A 19322-nucleotide genomic window follows, 5' to 3' on the forward strand; every position below is an offset into this window, starting at 1 on the left:
GCCTCAGCGATCATCGCGGTGATCAGTTCGGCCTGGTAGTGGTGTCGAAGTACCTGGTAGCAGGTGGTGCTTAGGCACCCTTGCGGGCGGTTGCCTTCTTCGCGGTCTTCTTGGCGGGCTTGGTGGCGGTCTTCTTGGCCGCTGCCTTCTTCGCCGGTGCTGCCTTGGCTTTGGGCTCGGCGGCTTTCTTACCGGAACTCTCCACGGCCCGCCGCCCACTGGCCTCCAGACTGCGTTGCAGTGCGGCTACCAGGTCGACGACCTCGGCATCCATCGCGGCGGGCACCTCCTCGGGTTGAGCGACGACCTTCCCGGTGCCGCTGGCGATGGCCTCGTCGAGCACCTTCATCAGCTCGATCTGGTACTCGTCGGTGTATTGGTCCGGATCGAAATCATCGGACATGGTCTCGACCAGCGTCTCGGCCATCTTGATCTCCTGCGGCTTCGGCTCGGCGACACCGTCCAGGGATTCGAAGTCGACGGAACGGACTTCATCGGGCCACAACAGTGTCTGCAGCACAAGCACACCGTCGCGCACCCGCAGCGCCGAGAGTCTGGTTTTCTGCCGGAGTGTGAAATGCACGAGCGCGGTTCGATCGATGCGCTCCAGCGTGGTCGCCAACAGCACGTAGGCCTTGGGGGTATTCGAGTCGGGTTCGAGATAGTAGCTTTTCTCGAACAGGATCGGGTCGATCTGGTCGTTGGGGACGAACTGCAGCACCGGAATCTCGTGCTTCTCGGCGGCGGGCAGCTTCGAAAAGTCCTCGTCGGTGAGGATGACCTTGTCCCCCTCGGGGGATTCGTAGGCCTTATCGATATCGGCGTATTGCACGGAGTTGCCGCAGACCGTGCAGACGCGGTCGTACTTGATCCGGCCACCGTCCTTGGCATGCACCTGGTGGAACCGAATGTCGTGATCCTCGGTGGCGGTGTACACCTTGACAGGGACGTTTACCAGCCCGAACGCAATCGAGCCCTTCCAGATAGCTCGTGCCATCACTCCATCATGGACGAACCGTTTCGAATAGGCGAGCGAATCGGAATCCCGAGTGTCGCGGTCGCGACGCGCCGACGCAGCCGTGCGGGTAGGGCAGCGAAGAGGGTGCGCATGGCGGCGACAGTGCCGCCGAGATCGGTGCGACCCGACAGATAGGCCCGTTGCAGTCGCGGCGGGAGGGTAAAGAAGGCATCGAAGAAGACGGGAAGGTCGGCGGGCGGCAGTGCGAGCAGCGCACGCAGTCCCGCCGACCGCAACGCGTGTACCGCTCGCGCTCGGGCGGGCCACACCGACGAACCAAGGGCGACGGTGTCGGCGGCGGCGAGCGAAGCGGTGACGCTGTAACCCGTTGCGGGATGGGTGAACGCGCCCGCCGCGCCGAACCGTCGCGGTCCCGGTCGGCCGCCCTGCACCGGGAACCGCACGCGTTCGACCGGTTCACTTCCCGTGAGTTCGATTCCGCGTGACCGCAATCGGTGGTGCAGGCGGTCACGCAGCACCGCGGTCTCCAGAGCGGGACGTCCGGCGAGGCAGGTCTCCTCCAGCAGCATCGTCTCCGCGCTCAGCGGCACCGCGTACAGAAACGACCGTGGCGCATCGGGTTCCGTGCCGTTGTCTGTGCGCCAGTCCATGAACAGGGGTGCGATATCGGCGTCGCGTCCTACGACCACGCCGTACGCGGTTTGCTCGGCGAGCATGGGGGAGCGGGCAATTCCTCGTGCGTCGATAACCCGCTCGGCGCTGAATGTTGTTCCCGAAGCCGAAGTCACTGTGTTGTACCGAATTTCGACAACGCGATCGGCAACTATTTGCGCGCCATCGAGATTCAGCGAATCCCGCAATGCCGCGGAATCGAAGACGACATAGGTGCGGTCGAGGCGATGCGGCGTCGTACCCCAGGCCGTCGGATGTGCCACGGTCGTGGCGATGACCGAGGGGTCCAACCATCGCGGCAACTCGTCGTACCACCCCGCATACGTCGCCGACCAGCGTCGATCCGGCACCGGATCGATTGCGGCGACCGACATTCCGTGCGCGAGACAGCGGTGCGCGAGTGCGCGACCGGCGGGTCCGAGTCCGCAGACGATGAGATCCGCGGTCATCGCATTTCCCGTGTGGAACGCGGATGTCGATGTGGCACAGCGAGTTCGGTGGTGTGCAGAGCGGACCCCTTCGTTTATCGGCGTGGTTCGTTGGTTGCGCGGAGCTTACTGTCGGGCCTTCGGGTCGGCGTTGCTCGGTGATAGTTCATGGATATCGACGGTGACACTATTCATAATGCGATCATTTCAGATCTCGCTTTTCCGGCGACGATGTGACTCGCCAGTAGTGCCGTGTTGTCATCGGGCTGGTCACAAATGTCCGGTGCGTCGTATGTTCGGCGTTGTGGGACGGCATGCCCAGGGTCGGGTGATCCGGATCCGAATGCCGATATCAGTGGTGATTTCGGGACTCTCTGTTCCCTTTCCAGTGGAACAGAATTCACGCATGCCTGCCCGCGGCCATTGTCTGTTCGCGGTGATCTCCGCGCAGTTCCGAGTCGTCACCGGTGCCCAAGGCAGCACCGCCTATCACCGCAACCCGGCCGCCGATGCCTGCAACAAGATCGACGAGACCTGCCCCCGACGGCACCGTGCGCCGCTGGCCTCGCATCGGCGATCCGGCCTGGCCGGATGACTCGGCGGTTGTGGTTCTGCGGCCGCTCGGCGCAGCGGGTCCCCACCGCGGTCACCATCCAACGCAGTTCTGAGAGGCGAATGTCGAGGGCACTCGGCGGCTGTGCAGGCGGCGTGGGAGGCCGGCGGCCGGTTCGTCTTCGTCGGTAGCCCCGCAGTGGCGACCTCCTACCCATTGCGGTACATCGGGATCCGGGCGGTCTTCCCGAATCCGGATGAATTCGACCCGGATCGCTGGCTGCCTGCGGCGATGGAGTCCTGACCGAAGGGTGTGTACCTGCCGTTCGGTATCGGCACCCGCCAGTGTCCGGGAAATGTGTTCTCGCCCACCGAGGTTGCCGTGCAGGTTGCTACGATCGGCGGGCGCGCTGGCGCCTGCGCCCGATGCCCGGCATCGAGGTGCAAGATACGGTGATCGGCGCCCTGGTACACCCGAAGTATCTGCCGATGCGGGTGGTGGCCAGGCAGGTACAAGCCCGGCAGGTCGCGGATTCGTCGGACAGCAATCGCGGCGCGGTTAACGAGTGATGAGGGTGTGGCGGTGTGTTCGAACTGACCAAGCAGCGAAGCAAATGGATTCTCGGCATCTTTGTCGGCCTGGCGCTGCTCATGGGGATGCTCAGCTCGACGTTGTTCGACAAGGTACAGGGCGGCGGCTACAGCGATCCCGGCGGCGAAGCCAGCCGGGCCACCGAGATTTTGCGCGATACCTTTGGTCAGGCGCCGCCGAACTTCGTGCTGCTGGTGCACAGCGACACCTCGGTCGACGATCTCGAATCAGCAACGGCCGCAGTGAAATTGGCGTTGAAGCTGAAGAATGAGCCGGGTGTCGCCGGTGTCATGTCGTACTGGATGGACAAGTCGCCCGCTCTGCGCAGTGCCGACGGCAAGTCGGGGCTGATCGTCGCGAGCATTCTCGGCGAGGAGGGTGCGGTCGACAAGAAGGTCGGCGGCCTGGCGGATCGCTATGGCGGCACGCACGGGCCGGTACAGGTGCGCGTCGGCGGTTACGCGATGTTGTTGCACGAGACGGTGCAGCAGAGCGAGAAGGACGCTGCCCTCGGCGAATCCATCGCCTTCCCGATCACCCTGATCGCCCTGCTGTTCGTCTTCGGCGGTTTGGTGGCGGCCAGCCTGCCGCTGGTCGTCGCGGCGTTGACCGTGATGATCACCATGGGCGCGCTGTGGCTGATCACCCTGGTTACCGATCTCGCCGCGACCGCGACCAATGTCGCGACCCTGCTCGGCCTCGGCCTCGCGATCGACTACAGCCTGCTGATCATCAGCCGCTACCGCGACGAACTGGCCGCGGGCGCCGTGACCGGCCGGGCCGTCGCCGCGACCATGCGTTCGGCCGGTCGCACCGTGGCCTTCTCAGCGGTCACCGTCGCGGTGGCGCTGTCGGGCCTGCTGTTTTTCCCGCTGCTCGCGGTGCGTTCCATGGGGTATGCCGGTCTGGTGGTCGCGGCTATTGCCGCGACGGTATCGCTGACGGTGCTGCCCGCGATTTTGCTGCTGCTCGGCAGCCGCATCGATCGCGGCCAACTCGGCTGGTTCTTCCGTCCGCAACGTCCCGTGCCCGGTGAGGGGTTCTGGCATCGACTCGCGGTATTCGTCATGCGCAAGCCGATGCCCATCGGTCTGGCGGTCGCCGCCTTCCTGCTGCTGCTCGGGACGCCGTTCCTCGGTGTGAAACTCGGCCTCCCGGACGAACGGGCACTGCCGGAGTCGATGAACAACCGGCAGATCACCGAGACCATCCAGCGTGAGTTCGCCGCGACCGACACCAACGGCCTGTTCGTCGTACTGCCCGACGGCAAATCCGGATTGGACGCCTACGCCAGGAAACTCTCCGAAGTCGACAATGTCCGTCGCGTCGACACCGCCACCGGCAGCTACGCCCACGGCGGGCAGCTCGCCCCGGCCATGGCACAACATGCGCGCTTCGAAACCAAGGGTGCCGCATACCTTTCGGTGACTCCGGATACCAGCGATCCGGCGCTGCTGGATCGGGTGGCCAAGGAGTTGCGCGCGGTGCCCGCACCCTCACAGCGGTTGGTCGGCGGTATCGCGGCCGCGAGCGCTGATTCCCTCGATGCGGTGACCTCGGCGCTGCCCGTGGCACTGGCCTACGTTGTGATCATCATGCTGGTTGTGCTGTTCCTGCTGACCGGCAGCGTGGTACTGCCGCTGGTCGCGATCGTGCTGAGCGCCCTGAGCCTGACCGCGACCTTCGGCGCGCTGGTCTGGATCTTCCAGGATGGGCACCTATCCGGCCTGCTCGATTTCACCGTGACCGGCGATCTGCCGCCGACCGTGCCGGTCATGCTCTTCGGTGTCGCCTTCGGTCTGGCCATGGACTATCAGGTATTCCTGCTGTCACGGATCCTCGAAGAGTACGAAGGTACCGGTAAGAACGAATCCGCCGTTGCCCATGGCCTGGAGAAGATCGGCCGGATCGTCACCGCCGCCGCGGTTCTGATCTCCTTGGTGTTCTTGGGATTCCTGGCCTCGGACATCACCTTCATGAAGTCCTTCGGCATCGGCCTGCCGCTGGCGGTACTGGTCGATGCGACCTTGATCCGCGGCTTCCTGCTGCCCGCGGTGATGAAACTGCTCGGCGACTGGAACTGGTGGGCACCCGGCCCACTCGAAAAGCTGCACGAGCGTTTCGGATTCAACGAAGGACCGTCCGTGCCGTCGCTGCCCGATCCGAAGAATCTGCGCCAGCCCGCCAGGGTGTAGAAAGGCCGATGGCCGTGCGGTATTCGCCGCACGGCCATCAGTTCGGTTGGGGCCTTTCAGATTCCGCCGGTCGACAGCAGTCCGCCGTCGACCCGGACCGTCTCACCGGTGATCCACTCGGCCTCATCCGAGACGAGGAATCCGATCAGCTGCGCCACATCCTCCGGTGCGCCGAGTCGCTTCATCGGGTACATACTCGCGGCCCGCTCCTCATCCGCCGAGTACAGCGCGTCGGCGAACTTCGTCTTGATCACGCCTGGCGCCACCGCGTTCACCCGGATATTCGGGCCCAGCTGCCAGGCCAGTTCGTCGGTGAGCCGGATCAGCGCGGCCTTGGACGCGCCGTATGCCGCGATCACGCCGGTCGAGCGCAGCCCGGCGACACTGGCCACATTCACCACCGCACCGCCGTGCTCGCGCATCCACGCCCTGTAGGCCTCCTGCACATAGCCGAGTGCGGCGACGACATTGATGTCGAAGATCTTGCGCACCGCCTCCAGATCGGCATCCATGAGCGAGCCGTAGACCGGATTGATGCCGGTGTTGTTGACCAGGATGTCCAGCGAGCCGAATTCCGAGACCACCCGATCCACCGCGGCCGCCCGGCTGTCCGGATCACCCGAATTGCCCGCCAGCGCGCTGACCTCGCCCCGATGGCCGAGCGCCCGTAGCTCGGCGGCCGCCTCCTCGAGTGGTTCCGGTTTGCGGGCGGTGATCAGCACATTGGCGCCCCGGCGCAGCAGCTCCGCCGCGACGGCCTTGCCGATGCCCCGGCTGGCTCCGGAAACCAGTGCGCTCTTGCCCAACAGATCGGTCGTCATGTGATGGCACGCTACCGCTGTTGAAATCCGCCGAGTGGATCTGGTCGGGTTTGTGCGATGTCTCACGGAGCGACTGTTCCCACAGGTGGGGACCTGATGATCAGAGCGCGGTGCCTAGCTGCGATTAGGCTGCCGGAGGGGTATCGGCGGAAGGTGAGATATGGCTGGGGCTGTCGACACATCGCTGCCGTCGCGCCCGGATGCACCTATCCTCAACGCCTACGTCGGCCATATAGAGGCGGTGCTGGCGAAGTTGGACAACGCGGTGGGCGACGGTTCGGCAAAGTCGATTACGGTCGAGAATTTGAATGGATTGGGGGAGTCGCAGCTGAAGTCCGGCGACATCGTCGACAAGTACCACGCCCAGCAGAGTGACGCGACGAAATACCGGGACGATTTGAACTCGTTGGATACCAAGATCGTCGGTATCGCTGGTATAGCGCAGAAATCTGCCGACCTGGCCAACACGGTGCATACCGAAGTCAAGAATGTGGTGGACTTCGTCAAGCAGGTTCTCGCTCCCGAGACCGGTGTGCCGCTCAATCCCACCATCGAGTTGCAGATGAATGCGATCGGCGGAATCGACAAGGCCGTCGGTGACGCTGCGACGGCGGTGTCCGAAGCGTACAACCAGATGAACGAGCACGCCGGTGGCGTGGGCGACCCACCCCCGGCGAACAATAACTACGGCCCGGCATATCGCGTGTCGTCAGGGGGCGGCGGGGGCGGCAACTACTCCGGCACCAAGAGTCCGTACACCGAACCCGTCACCGCTTCGACGAGTGGAGGCGGGCGCAATAAACTCAGTGATGATCAGCTCAGATACCACATCGGGAAAGCCCTGGATGCTCTGGGCATCACCGATCCGGCCGCCCGTGCGAGGTGGACCGAGGGGTACATGACCCTGATCAAGCGTGAATCGGGTGGCGATGCGGGCTCCATCAACAATTGGGACTCCAATGCCGCAGCCGGACACCCCTCGCAGGGTCTGACCCAGACCATCCCCGGTACGTTTTCGAGCTATCACGTCGCTGGAACGTCATCGAGTATCACCGATCCGACGGCGAATATCGCGGCCAGTATGAACTACGTGATGCACCGCTACGGCGTGCGGGAGGACGGCTCCAATCTGGCGGCGCGGGTCGATCAGGCCAATCCGCTCGCGGCTCCGAAGGGCTACTGAGACGTCGGCATCCGCGCACGGCGAGCATGCCGGTCCCCACGACATCGCAGGTCGGTCCTGCCGAGATGCTGCGGAGAGTTAGCGCGGTCACACCTGGATCGTGGGGTGTCGGAAGCACCTCTGGAGCCAGGTAAAATCGGTGGTTCTTGTGCGCCTTCGCGTCGCACAATCGAGCAGCAACCGATCAGCACCACGTACCCGTAGGAGAAGCCTGTGATCACCGCGACGGACCTGGAGGTCCGGGCCGGCGTCCGCACCCTGCTGTCGGCCCCGGGGCCCGCACTCCGGGTGCAGGCTGGCGACCGGATCGGACTGGTCGGACGCAATGGCGCGGGCAAGACCACCACGCTGCGCATTCTGGCGGGGGAGGGCGAGCCCTACGCCGGAAAGATTTTGCGTTCCACCGAGATCGGCTATCTCCCGCAGGATCCGCGCGAGGGCGATCTGGACGTGCTCGCCCGCGATCGCGTGCTCTCCGCTCGCGGCCTGGACACCCTGCTGCGCGATATGGAGAAGCAGCAGGCGCTGATGGCCGAGGTGGCCGATGATGCCGAACGTGAGAAGGCAGTGCGCAAGTACGGTCGGCTGGAGGAGCGCTTCTCGGCGCTCGGCGGCTATGTGGCCGAGAGCGAAGCGGCGCGCATCTGCAATAGCCTCGGCCTGCCCGATCGGGTACTCGGTCAGGCGCTGCGCACGCTGTCCGGTGGTCAGCGCCGCCGAATCGAGTTGGCGCGCATCCTGTTCGCCGCCTCCGACGGCAGCGGTGGACGCTCGGACACCATCCTGCTGCTCGACGAACCGACCAACCACCTCGACGCCGACTCCATTACCTGGCTGCGCGGCTTCCTGCAGAACCACGACGGCGGTCTGATCGTGATCAGCCATGATGTCGAACTGCTCGGCGATGTGGTGAACAAGGTCTGGTTCCTGGACGCGGTGCGCGGTGAGGCCGACGTCTACAACATGGGCTGGCAGAAATACCTGGACGCGCGCGCCACCGATGAGCAGCGTCGTCGCCGCGAACGCGCCAATGCCGAGAAGAAGGCCAGCGCACTGCGCGCCCAAGCCGCCAAACTCGGCGCCAAGGCCACGAAAGCCACTGCGGCACAGAACATGGCCAAGCGCGCGGACCGCTTGATGGCCGAACTCGACGAGGTGCGGGTGGCCGACAAGGTCGCGCGGATCAAATTCCCCGAACCCGCCGCCTGCGGTAAGACGCCGCTGATGGCTGAGAACCTGACCAAGGTCTACGGCTCGCTGGAGATCTTCACCGGTGTCGATCTGGCCATCGACCGCGGCAGCCGCGTGGTCGTACTCGGCCTCAACGGCGCGGGCAAGACCACCTTGCTGCGTCTGCTCGCCGGGGTGGAGACGCCGACGGCGGGTGGTCTCGTGCCCGGTCACGGGCTCAAGATCGGCTATTTCGCCCAAGAGCACGACACCCTCGACGATCAGGCCACGGTGTGGGAGAACATCCGCCACGCCGCACCCGATGCGGGGGAGCAGGAGCTGCGCGGTCTGCTCGGTGCGTTCATGTTCTCCGGACCGCAGCTGGAGCAGCCCGCAGGCACGCTCTCCGGCGGTGAGAAGACCCGTCTCGCCCTGGCCGGGCTGGTCTCCTCGGCGGCCAATGTGCTGCTGCTGGACGAACCGACCAATAACCTGGACCCGATCTCGCGCGAACAGGTCCTCGACGCGCTGCGCACCTATGCGGGCGCGGTCGTCCTGGTCACCCACGACCCGGGCGCGGCCGAGGCGCTGTCCCCGGAACGGGTGATCCTGCTGCCCGACGGCCAGGAAGACCATTGGTCGGCGGAATATTTGGAACTGATTCAGCTGGCCTGATCCGGGCCAACCGGCCGGAGTTTCGTTGCGCGCGATGGGTTTTCACCTTCCGGAACCGGATCGCCGGTGATATTCATCACAAACACCCGTTGATCACAGCTTCCCGAGTGTCTAGCCTGGAAAGACGCGGCTCGGCGACTCGGAGGAAGCCATGAGCGACAGGCCCACACAAGTCAAGGCCACACTGGGTAAGGGCACACGCGTCACGGGGAAATCACGAGACCGTTTGCAAACCCAGCTGAAGAAGCAGTACGAGGCGGGTGCCAGCATCCGATCGCTGGCCCGGTCCACCGGCCGCTCCTACGGCTTCATCCACAACGTGCTGGTGGAGTCGCATGTGCAGCTCCGCAGCCGCGGCGGTGCAAATCGCCGCAAGAGCCAGTAGCGTTCACCCCAAAGGGATTGGCTCAGCTGAATCCCGGTGTCGGCGAATGGCTTTCGCCGACACCGAGCGGGATCGAGCGCGCTAGTAGCCCGGCACCGCACCGTCGCCGTTGACCAGTAGGTTCGCGAGGCTGCGGAACATCGGCAGGCCCGTCTTGATCTCCAGATACGCGAACTGGCCCTGCGGGTTGACCTCGAGGAAGTAGTACTCGCCGTCGAGGCCGAGGCGTAGATCCAGCACGCCGAAGCTCAGGCCGAGTGCGCCCATCAACGTGGCCAGCGATTTGCTGACCGAGGCGGGCAGATGCTCCGGTGCGAAGTCGACGGTGGTGTCCAGCCGGGAATCAACCCGGCCGACCCCGGACTGCGAGTCGATGCGTACCGCCCATTCGATGCCGTCCATCCACACCACCCGCAGATCGCATTGCGCCTCGACGTAGTCCTGGAAGGTAGTCGGCGCGGAGCGGATGCCCGAGAGGCGGCCGAAGTCGGCCTTGGTGATTATTCGGGTCTCGGCGAATTCGGCACGTCCGGTGCCGGTTCGCTTGTAAACCACCGAGCCCGAACGTGATTCGACGAAGCTGCGCGCCTCGTCCGGATCGTTGGTGATAAGCGTTTCTGGGATCGCGAAACCGGCTCGGCGCGCGGTCTCCAACTGCACGATCTTGCGGCTCGCGGTACGGTCGGCGCCGGGATCGTTGACCCAGTACGCCGGTATCGACCACAGTAAGCCCTGGATGAAGCCGTCGCATTCGGCTTGGCGGTAGGCGTCATCCGAGGCGCGCACACCGGCAGGAACCTGGGTGGGATGCGGTCTGCGCCACCAGACCGAGCGGACATCGTCGAGTCCGATCACATGGGACAGCGATCGCGCGGTGCCGCGCCGATCGAGCCGGAAGCTTCCGGATTCGCGCGGGAAGTCGCGCAGATCGAGCTGAATCGGGCTGAGTCCGTGGTGTTCTCGCAACGTCGCCGCCATCGCGGTGCCGTGCAGATCATCGGATTCGGAGACGATGAGGACCGAACCTGTCCGGCGCGCCGCCATGCACAGTTCCGTTCAGTCGAGACTGTCGCAGTTTATGCCGTCGTCGCTTGTCGCGAGCGATTTGGTTTGGCAGTAGGTGAAGGTCGCTCCGCTGGTGCCAGGGCAATGGGCCAGCTGCAGGCTATCGGCCCAGGACGCGGTGAGTTGTTGTAGTGCTTCATCTCCCGATGCCGCGGAGGGTTCCTCGGCCAGCGTCATCGGCCGGTCGACGAGGTCGATGCGTAGGCGGCGGGTGAAATCGGCGGTGGCGCCGGGGCGGATATCCATCAGTACCGGACGGCCGTCGCGCTCGGCGGTCGCACCGTCGGCCCAGTCGATCACCCGCAGCACATCGTCGCGGTGGAAGGTCCAGGTTCCTTCGGTCACTTCGACCGTGAAATCTCGTTCCGACTCGGCCACCAGCAGTCCCTGCAACGCGGGGACCCGGTCGCCCGTCGCCCCGGTACCGGGGAGGTGGATTGCGTCGGTCATAGTGAGCTCTCCGATCTGCTCGCGATTTGCCAGGACCCACGAGCGGGAACTGGATCATATCGCGCAAGGGTCCCGCACGGTTCGGATCGGGAGATTTGACCGCGGCTGGCAAACCCGATTTCGGCTCGGGATGCGCTTGCGCCGAAAGAATTTCGTTATGCACCCGAATAGGCTTCAGCAATCTTTGAGCTACTTCTGAACGGTTCGGCACGGTCGGTATTGCCCGGGATTGGCGGCCGTGCATCCTGTGGTGCGGATGTGCCCGGTGTGGTTCAGGGTTCTAGGGGCCGGGTTGTTCGGCGAGCGCTCGCGAGCGTGCGCCGGGAAGTGCTCAACGAGTTATGCGCGCTCGCCATGTGCGTACGAAATCAATTGTCGCTGTGTCGCTTCACCAATCGCGCCGGTTCGCGTTGCGCTCGGCCCACCACTCGGGCGACTCGACGAACCAGTTGTCGTACTCCTCCTGTGCTGCCGCCAACTCTTCGAAGATGGCCGCGCCCTTGGTCAGCCGGTCGAGCAGGCGGAAGTAGCCGAAGCGCTCCACCGCGGGCATGAGGGCGATCAGGATCCGCGCGGAGCTGTCCGGGCTGGCGCCGAAGGCGTGCGGCATCAGCTTCGGTACCACGATCGACCCGCCCGCTCCGACGGTGACGATCTCGTCTCCGGCCAGTACCTGCAATTCGCCGTCGGCGACGTAGAACAGCTCGTCCGACTTGGTGTGGTAGTGCGGTGCCGCGCCGTCGGCGCCCTTATCCATGATGACCTCCAAGTGGCTGACCGCGCCGCCTGCCTCGTTCGAGTCGATGAGCAGGCGCATGGTGACCGAGGGGGTCACCAGAGTCTCGGCATCCTGCGGCTGGCGGATGGCGAAGGTGCGGTCGGTGGTGCTCACGGTGGTCACTCCATATGATTTGATGATTGATAATTCACTACCGAACTATATCTTGGTGAATAGAATGTTGTCCATGGCTCAGTCGCGACAACTGATTTCGCAGGCACATGGGTAACTCGCCGGGTACGTCCAGAACTCCGCCAGGTACTCAACCGCCGGCCCGCAACGACACTGTCGCGGCACTTACGACCGGCAAAAGGTTCGGGGAGGCGGAACAGGATCCGGTGGATGCGATCGTCGAACAGTGGCGCCAGGAGCGACCGGACCTCGAGTTGGAGGCGATGGGGGTGATCGGACGAATGGGTCGGCTGCTCGCGGTCGCACAGCGGGATATCGAGGCAGTCTTCCTCGCGCGTGGGCTACAGCGTGGGGAGTTCGATGTGCTTGCCGCACTGCGTCGTTCGGGGGTGCCATTCGAATTGAACCCATCGGTGCTCGCCGACGCACTGATGCTGTCGCGCGCGGGGATGACCGGACGGCTCGACCGTCTGGAGTCGGCGGGGCTGGTCCGGCGCATCGCGGATGCGCAGGATCGCCGCGCCATCCGGGTCGCGCTCACCGAGACGGGCCGCACGCTGATCGATGAGGTTGTCACCGCGCATACCGAGAACGAAACCCGCATGTTGTCGGTGCTCTCGGCGAAGGACCGCCACGACCTGGACCGGATCGCCCGCGTACTGCTCGCGAGCCTCGAGGGCGGGACGAAATGAGGTAGTCCGCTACTCGTGTGCCGGTGCGGTCATCGGGGCACTCTGCAGTAATGATCGATATCATCACCCTCCGCGGCACGGGTGAACCGCGGAATACCGATGGGACGCCCGCCGGCATGCTGCGCGATGTCACGAAACTGCTCGATCCCGGACGATTTACGGCCTTCGAGCCGGATTGGCCCGCCTCGGTCGGGCCGAGTCCGGAGTTGTGGGGCCCGTCGCTGGACACCTCGATCCGGCTCGGTATCGCCGCAGGCGTCAAGGCGATTCAGGACTCGCCGAATGTCTGCGGGCTGTTGAGCTATTCGCTCGGAGGTATCTGCGCGAGCAAGATCCTGGAGGGGGTGCGGTCGGGGAGGTATAAGAACACCGACGATTCGCCCCTGGAAATCGCTTTCGCGGTCAATATCGCCAACCCGCTGCGCAAACGCGGCCAGTCGGTCGGCAATCTCTGTCCGGCAACGACTTACGGCCTGCACGGCGAACACGGCGCCTGGCCCGCAGTCGATGTCGAAGAGTACGCGAATCCCGGCGATATCATCACCGCGGCGCCGGGCGACTCGCCGCTGCGGGTCATCGATGTCGGCATCTCGCCGTTCTCGTTCGTCGAAGGCGCCCGCATCGGCAATGTGACCCCGCTGATCTTCGCCGAGTTGCTGCGTTTCCTGATGAACGATCCGATCGCCGATCTCGATCGCTACGCGACCGCGGTCAACGGTGTCATCGGCTATCTGACGCCGTGGCCGGACGGCCAGCATGTGCTCTACTCCGGACACAATATGCCCGGCACGAATGTCCTGTGGACGACCCATGCCGCCAACTATCTGAACGCCAACTACTGACCGCCCGGGGGTAGTTTCGTGCCTGAAGTCCGGGAACTCCGGACGGGTGGGTCGGCGCCGGCGGGGATGGGGCCACCATCATCCCCGTCGTTCTCCCCGGCGGCGTCGCACCCGTGCTGTTCGGCTCAATCACCCTGCGCGGCAGCGGAAATGGGCTGCCATTCGCGCCAGAGTGCGAGGCGGGATTCGTATTCCGCGGTGGCCATGGTCAGCGGGGCCGCGCCGAGGAAAATGCGCAACGGCGGCTCGGGTGCATCGACGACCGCGAGGATGGCGGTACGAGTGGCGGCCGGATCGCCCTGGCGCACCGCCGCACGCTGGGCGGCTCGCGCCGCCCTGGCCGCATCGTAGGCCGGGAGCGGGGTGGCATGCCGCGACGAGGGGCCGGCCCAGTCGGTGCCGAATCCGCCCGGTTCGATCAGGGTGACGTGGATGCCGAAGGGGGCGATCTCCTGGGCCAGCGCCTGGGAGAAACCTTCCAGTGCCCACTTCGACGCGTGGTACGCGCCGAGGTTCTGGAAGGCGGCGATGCCACCGATGCTCGACACCTGGATGATGTGGCCGCTGCCCTGGGCCCGCAGGATCGGCAGGGCCGCCTGGGTGACCCACAGCGCGCCGAAGACATTGGTCTCCAATTGCTCGCGGAACTCGTCCTCGCTGAGTTCCTCGATCATGCCGAACTGGCCGTAGCCGGCGTTGTTGATCACGATATCGAGCCGTCCGAATCGCTCGGCCGCCTCCTGTATCGCGGCGAAATCGCCGTCCCGGTCGGTGACGTCCAAGTGCAGCGGCAGGAAGGTATCGGGATATTTGGCGACAAGATCGTCGAGTGTGCTGGTATCGCGCGCCGTACCGGCCACGTGATCGCCGCGTTCCAGTGCGGCGAGTGCCCATTCACGGCCGAATCCTCGTGAGACTCCGGTGATGAACCAAACTTTGCTCATGCGATCCACGCTAGTCACTTGGAGTGCACTCCAAGCAAGTGTTCACCGTGGATGCAGCCTAACCGGCAGTGCCGAGGGCGACAGGACGAAGTCACGATTGGAGGCGCGCACCACATAATGCGGGTCGGGTGTCGGGCGCCAACGGACCAGCAGCGCCGCGGCGGCGAGGCCGATTTCGATCATGGCGAAATGGTCGCCGAGGCAGCGGCGACGGCCAACGCCGAATGAGAGGTTCGCCTTCTTGTCGATATCGGCGGCGCGGTCGGGCGACCAGCGGTCCGGGTCGAAGGATTCCGGATCGGTGTAATACCGCTTGTTGTGCTGAACCAGATAGGGGGAGAACATGATCGCCGTGCCGTCCGGAACGGTGAGTCCGCCGATGGTGATGTCGCCGTCGGCGGTGCCCGCACTGATCCACGGCCCCCAGAACCGAAGTGTCTCCGCCACAACCTGTTTCAGATAGAGGAGTGCACCGAGATGATCGGCGCGCACCGGGCCCGCGCCGACGACTGCGTCGAGTTCGGCATACAATCGCTCGGCGATCTGTGGGCGGCGCATGACCTCATGCCAGAGCCAGCCGGTCAGTGACGCCATCGAGCCGACACCACCGGCCAGCATGAGGATCGCCTCATCGATGATGTGCTCGTCGGACAGGGTCGCGCCGGTCTCGCTGTCGGTGTGTCGGATGAGCGCCGAGACTACATCGTTGAAATCCTCGTCGCGGCGGCGGTATTCGGCGATAACGGACCCGATGGCGGTCCGTAGGTTGCGCGCCTTCGTGCGCCAGCGCCAGTTCGAAATGAGTCGCAGCCGACGCACCTGCGGGGGAAGTGCGGTGCGCAGGATGACCTGACTGAGCAGCCAGGGCACGCTGTCGCGGATCTCGCGGCGGGCGTCATCGCTGAAGTCGGCGGTGAACAGCGTCGAGGAGACCGTGTCGAGGACCAGGCCGTGCGCCTCGTCCATGAGATTCACGCGTCCGCCCGAAGGCAGTCCCGCCGACCAGGTTTCGGCGATATCGGCCGCCGAGCGCGTGTATTCGGCGAGGCGGCTCTGCCGCAACGCGGGCGAGATCATTCGCCGCCGCAGTTTGTGTTCCGCGCCGCGCAGCACATTGACGGATCCGCCCGCGACATCCTCGATGGCTTCGCGCAGATCATCCCGATTGAGTTCGGCATCGCCGAGCCCGACCTCGCGGACGAGATCCGGTGTGGTGAGCAGATATCCGGTCTTCTGGCCGAACCGCAGGCGCACGATCGGGCCGAGATCGGCCAGCGAGTTGACGAACCCTGGAGCGTCGCGCAGGGCCCGCAGGCTGTGGCCGACCAGCGGCAGCTGACCGGGCGCGGTCGGCACCTCCGAAAGCGATTGCGGCAGGACCAATTCCGGGCTGCGCGCGGCCTCCGCACGAGCCTGCCGATAGATCTCGAGTACGGTCCCGATGTGCTGTGACTGTCGTACCGAGTCGCCGTATTTGCCAAGGATCTGACGCATTTCCATGAGCGCGGTGCGATCGGCGTCGAGTTTCGAGATGGTGTCGGCGATCGCGACGGGCGACGGATCGGCGGTGCGAATGCCGCCCCCGGTCGGCACCGATTCGTCCAGGTCGGGATCGCAGTAGATGATCGGCAGACCGACCGCCACCGCCTCCAGCAGGACCATGCCCTGGGTGTCGAAACCGTTGGAGGGGAACAGCAGTGTGTCGCCTTCGGACATGGCAGCGAGGCATTCGGCCTGAGTAGCCCTGCCGTGCAAGCGGATTCGGTCTGCGAGTTTATATTCGCCGATAGCGGCGGCCGCCTCGGCGCGCAGGTCGCCATCTCCATAGACATCGAGCGTGCAGTTGTCGAGGTACCGCACGGCCTCGATCGCGGCGAGCAGTCGCTTCTCAGCGGACAGTCGCCCGCACCAGATCAGCCGCAGCGGCGCGTCGGTCGTCTGCTCGACAATCGGTGTGCCGGCGCTGTTTTCGATGAGCTCGTCATCGACACCGTTGGATACCACCCGCAGCGGCCGGGTCAGCCCGTGAGCGAGCAGCTGGTCGGCGAAGTGCTGGGTCGGCGCGATGACCCGATCCGCGGCCTGGGCCTGACCGACGATGGTCCACCAGGCATGGCGCGCCGCACGGCTTTCGGCGCGGCGTGGCATGTGCTGATCGTGCGGTACGAACCGGCTGTGCAGCGCGCGCAGGGCGAGCGCCGCCGGATACGGTGCGGGCGAGGTGTTCTCGATGAACGCGTCGTCGCGGCTCTGGGCGGTGTGGACGAGCGGAATCCGATGTCGCCGTGCGGCTTTCATGCCGGCAATGGCGACGCCGTAGGTGGTGTGGGTGTGCACGAGGTCGATCGGGCCGCGCCCGGCGAAGGCGGCGTCGATGAGTTCGGCATTGTGCTTGGTCGGCAGCACAACCGGAAATCCGTTCACCGCGAGACCGCCGACCGCGCGCAGTGGCACCACATTCGGGAGCTCGTCGGCGCCCGGCTGCGGCGCGACGAACAGGGTGACGCGGTGACCTGCGCGTTCGAGTCCGCGGCACAGCGAGGCGACTGCGGTTTGGATCCCACCGAGGGTGGCCGGGTGGTAGTCCATGAACATCGCTATGTGCACAATGGCACTGTACTGACACATCGCCGCCGTGCGGAGCCCTCAATTCTGTGGATCATCCGGTCGGCGTCGTCAGGGCCCCGATACCGAAAGAGCCGCCGTGAAAATAGCGATTCCGCTCACCGGAACCCGCGGTGACGTCCAGCCCGTCGTGGCGCTGGGACTCGAACTGTGCCGTCGCGGCCATGATGTGCTGCTCGGTGCGCCGCCGAATCTGGTCGAATTCGCCACGGCCACCGGGCTTGCCGCCGTCGCATGCGGACCGGATGTGCAGCAGCTCTACAGTTCGGACGCCGGACAGCGGGCGCTGGCGGCGGGTAACACCCTGCGGCTCATGCAATTGGTCGCCCGGCAGATGGCCGATTATGCCCAGCAGATGAATCAGGAGGTCATCGACGTCTGCACGGGTGCGGAGCTGATCGTGGCGAGCACTGTGACGGAGGATCGCGCTAGTTCGGTTGCGGAGGCAATGGGAGTTCCGCTGGTCAGCCTGCATTACTTCCCCTGCCGCGATAATGGTGCATATCCGTTTCCGGGTGCGTTGCCGCCGCGGTGGCATCCGCCCGCGGTCGTCAATCGGGCGACCTGGGCGCTCGCGGAGAATCTGCGCCGGGTGATGTTCATGCGCTATCTCAACGATCTACGGACGATGCTCGGGCTGCCGAAGTCGCGGGCGAGTACCGCTGCGGTATTGGCGCGTTCGCAGGTGCCCGAAGTGCAGATCTACGATCCAGCATTGGTGCCCGGACTGCCCGAACAATGGGATGAGCGCAGGCCGTTCACCGGATTTCTGACGCTCGATCACGCCGCCCGGGAGGCCGTCGGTGATCTGGCGGGCGACCATGCTGGCATTCTGTCGTGGATCGAGACGGGGGCGCCGCCGGTATTCTTCGGATTCGGCAGTATGCCCATTCGGGATACGGCCGCGGTGCTGGCCATGGTCAACGAGGTGTCTGCTCGTTTGGGTGTGCGTGCGTTGGTGAGTGCGGGCTGGAGTGATCTGGATATCGCCGATGCACAGGCGGGGCCGAATGTGAAGGTGGTCGGTCCATTCGCGCACGATCTGGTTTTCCCGTATTGCGCCGCGGCGGTGCATCACGGCGGTATCGGTACGTTATTCGAGAGTCTGCGTGCCGGATTGCCGACATTGGTCTGCTCGGTATCGTTCGAACAGCCGATGTGGGGCGGGCAGGTCGAGCGCCTCGGGGTTGGTGCGCATCTGCCGTTCACCAGACTCACCGAGGCTCGGCTGGAACAAGGCGTCGCGTCATTGCTCACGCCCGAACGCCGTTCCCGCGCAGCGGAATTCGCGAAGACGCTGAGCACCGAGGACGCCGCCGGTCGTGCTGCCGATATCATCGAAGCCGCCGCCCGGTGACCGACGTCTTCGCCGACACCGTCGTTATGTTCCGCCGCTGTATCCGGCACACCCTGCGCAGTCGCGACACCTTGATCATTTCGCTGCTCATGCCGATTCTGGTGATGCTGCTGTTCACCTACGTTTTCGGCGGGGCCATCGATGTCGGCGGACCCTATCTCGACTATGTGGTGCCCGGAATCATGTTGCTGTGCACGGGTTTCGGCTCATCGATCACCGCCACTGCCGTCTCCACCGATATGACCCGGGGCAGCATCGACCGCTTCCGCACCCTGCCGATGTTTCGCCAGGCCGTACTCGCCGGCCACGTCGCCGAGGGCGTCGTCCGCAATCTGGCGGCCATCGCGATCGCGGTCACGGTGGCGCTCGCACTCGGCTACCGCCCCCAGGCCGACCCACTCGGCTGGCTTGCGGCCCTCGCGGTCATCGCCCTGTTCGTCACCGCCATCTCCTGGATCGCAGTCGCTCTCGGCTTGGTCGCCAAGAATCCAGAAGCCGCCGGCGGCCTCACCTACGCCATCATGTTCATCCCCTACATCAGCAGCGCCTTCGTCCAAACCACCACCATGCCCCACTGGCTCCGCGGCTTCGCCGACTACCAACCCGCCACCCCCATCATCGAAACCGTACGCGGACTCCTGAACTCCACCGACATCGGCCACAATGCCCCCCTCGCCCTCTGCTGGTGTGCCATGCTCGGCACCCTCGGATTCGCTAGCGCCAGCATCGTATTCAGCCGTTTATCCCACCACTGACCGCTCAGCGGTTACGGCGGTCAGGCTCGC

The 19322-nt window shown here is 65.1% G+C and carries 19 protein-coding genes; 11 read left to right on the top strand and 8 right to left on the bottom strand.

Annotated features, from left to right (window positions below):
* Nucleotides 1–70: 70 nt before the first annotated feature.
* Both AB0L63_RS16380 and AB0L63_RS16385 read right to left on the bottom strand, forming a co-directional pair.
* Entirely contained in the window at nt 71–997 is a 927-nt protein-coding gene (locus AB0L63_RS16380) for a Ku protein (RefSeq protein WP_364500760.1), read from the bottom strand.
* Complete coding sequence (locus tag AB0L63_RS16385) at nt 997–2100, bottom strand: lycopene cyclase family protein (protein WP_364500763.1); 1104 nt, start codon at nt 2098–2100, stop codon at nt 997–999. Before AB0L63_RS16385 ends, AB0L63_RS16380 begins: the two co-directional genes overlap by 1 nt.
* Nucleotides 2101–2485: 385 nt before the next feature.
* Between AB0L63_RS16385 and AB0L63_RS16390 the strand changes: the two genes are divergently transcribed.
* The 4 genes from AB0L63_RS16390 to AB0L63_RS16405 all read left to right on the top strand — a co-directional run bounded on the left by AB0L63_RS16390 (nt 2486) and on the right by AB0L63_RS16405 (nt 5418).
* Nucleotides 2486–2674, top strand: coding sequence for a hypothetical protein (locus AB0L63_RS16390; protein WP_364500766.1), 189 nt, complete (start codon nt 2486–2488; stop codon nt 2672–2674).
* 102 nt (nt 2675–2776) lie between these two features.
* Complete coding sequence (locus AB0L63_RS16395; protein ID WP_364500769.1) at nt 2777–2935, top strand: hypothetical protein; 159 nt, start codon at nt 2777–2779, stop codon at nt 2933–2935.
* Between the two features lie 122 nt (nt 2936–3057).
* The gene (locus AB0L63_RS16400; RefSeq protein WP_364500772.1) at nt 3058–3201 is read left to right on the top strand and encodes a hypothetical protein; all 144 of its coding nucleotides are present in this window, start codon (nt 3058–3060) and stop codon (nt 3199–3201) included.
* Nucleotides 3202–3216: 15 nt separating this feature from the next.
* A complete protein-coding gene (locus tag AB0L63_RS16405) occupies nt 3217–5418 on the top strand; it encodes an MMPL family transporter (protein ID WP_364500775.1) in 2202 nt (733 codons plus the stop codon).
* A 56-nt stretch (nt 5419–5474) separates the two neighbouring features.
* Here AB0L63_RS16405 and AB0L63_RS16410 read toward each other — a convergent pair whose 3' ends face one another.
* Nucleotides 5475–6239 carry an SDR family oxidoreductase gene (locus tag AB0L63_RS16410; RefSeq protein WP_364500778.1) on the bottom strand — a complete coding sequence of 255 codons (765 nt, stop codon included), beginning with the start codon at nt 6237–6239 and terminating at the stop codon, nt 5475–5477.
* 160 nt (nt 6240–6399) lie between these two features.
* On the opposite strand from AB0L63_RS16410, the gene AB0L63_RS16415 reads away from it, so the two are divergent.
* The 3 genes from AB0L63_RS16415 (at nt 6400) to AB0L63_RS16425 (ending at nt 9652) form a co-directional block, all read left to right on the top strand.
* Nucleotides 6400–7422 (top strand): transglycosylase SLT domain-containing protein, encoded by a 1023-nt coding sequence (locus AB0L63_RS16415; protein ID WP_364500781.1) that lies wholly within the window; start codon nt 6400–6402, stop codon nt 7420–7422.
* Between the two features lie 213 nt (nt 7423–7635).
* Nucleotides 7636–9267, top strand: a complete 1632-nt coding sequence (locus AB0L63_RS16420) for an ABC-F family ATP-binding cassette domain-containing protein (protein WP_364500784.1) — start codon at nt 7636–7638, stop codon at nt 9265–9267.
* A 151-nt stretch (nt 9268–9418) separates the two neighbouring features.
* The gene (locus AB0L63_RS16425) at nt 9419–9652 is read left to right on the top strand and encodes a helix-turn-helix domain-containing protein (protein ID WP_063043281.1); all 234 of its coding nucleotides are present in this window, start codon (nt 9419–9421) and stop codon (nt 9650–9652) included.
* A gap of 81 nt (nt 9653–9733) precedes the next feature.
* Here AB0L63_RS16425 and AB0L63_RS16430 read toward each other — a convergent pair whose 3' ends face one another.
* The 3 genes from AB0L63_RS16430 to AB0L63_RS16440 all read right to left on the bottom strand — a co-directional run bounded on the left by AB0L63_RS16430 (nt 9734) and on the right by AB0L63_RS16440 (nt 11984).
* Complete coding sequence (locus AB0L63_RS16430; protein ID WP_364500787.1) at nt 9734–10696, bottom strand: hypothetical protein; 963 nt, start codon at nt 10694–10696, stop codon at nt 9734–9736.
* Nucleotides 10697–10708: 12 nt separating this feature from the next.
* Nucleotides 10709–11167 carry a hypothetical protein gene (locus AB0L63_RS16435; RefSeq protein ID WP_364500789.1) on the bottom strand — a complete coding sequence of 153 codons (459 nt, stop codon included), beginning with the start codon at nt 11165–11167 and terminating at the stop codon, nt 10709–10711.
* 388 nt (nt 11168–11555) lie between these two features.
* Nucleotides 11556–11984 (bottom strand): cupin domain-containing protein, encoded by a 429-nt coding sequence (locus AB0L63_RS16440; protein ID WP_364501078.1) that lies wholly within the window; start codon nt 11982–11984, stop codon nt 11556–11558.
* A gap of 299 nt (nt 11985–12283) precedes the next feature.
* Here AB0L63_RS16440 and AB0L63_RS16445 point away from each other — a divergent pair, with 299 nt between their 5' ends.
* Together AB0L63_RS16445 and AB0L63_RS16450 are read left to right on the top strand one after the other, a co-directional pair.
* A complete protein-coding gene (locus AB0L63_RS16445; RefSeq protein ID WP_364500792.1) occupies nt 12284–12769 on the top strand; it encodes a MarR family transcriptional regulator in 486 nt (161 codons plus the stop codon).
* Nucleotides 12770–12819: 50 nt separating this feature from the next.
* Nucleotides 12820–13611, top strand: a complete 792-nt coding sequence (locus tag AB0L63_RS16450; protein ID WP_364500794.1) for a hypothetical protein — start codon at nt 12820–12822, stop codon at nt 13609–13611.
* 125 nt (nt 13612–13736) lie between these two features.
* On the opposite strand, the gene AB0L63_RS16455 is transcribed toward AB0L63_RS16450, so the two are convergent.
* Nucleotides 13737–14555, bottom strand: a complete 819-nt coding sequence (locus AB0L63_RS16455; RefSeq protein WP_364500801.1) for an SDR family oxidoreductase — start codon at nt 14553–14555, stop codon at nt 13737–13739.
* Nucleotides 14556–14597: 42 nt separating this feature from the next.
* Nucleotides 14598–17162, bottom strand: coding sequence for a cytochrome P450 (locus AB0L63_RS16460; protein WP_364500803.1), 2565 nt, complete (start codon nt 17160–17162; stop codon nt 14598–14600).
* A 97-nt stretch (nt 17163–17259) separates the two neighbouring features.
* Between AB0L63_RS16460 and AB0L63_RS16465 the strand changes: the two genes are divergently transcribed.
* Nucleotides 17260–18537, top strand: a complete 1278-nt coding sequence (locus tag AB0L63_RS16465) for a glycosyltransferase (RefSeq protein WP_364500806.1) — start codon at nt 17260–17262, stop codon at nt 18535–18537.
* Nucleotides 18538–18563: 26 nt separating this feature from the next.
* On the top strand, nt 18564–19292 hold the full coding sequence (locus tag AB0L63_RS16470; RefSeq protein WP_364501080.1) for an ABC transporter permease: 729 nt from the start codon (nt 18564–18566) through the stop codon (nt 19290–19292).
* Nucleotides 19293–19322 lie beyond the last annotated feature (30 nt).

Origin of the sequence: Nocardia sp. NPDC051990 (genome assembly GCF_040680755.1) — a bacterium.
Classification (GTDB): Bacteria; Actinomycetota; Actinomycetes; order Mycobacteriales; family Mycobacteriaceae; genus Nocardia.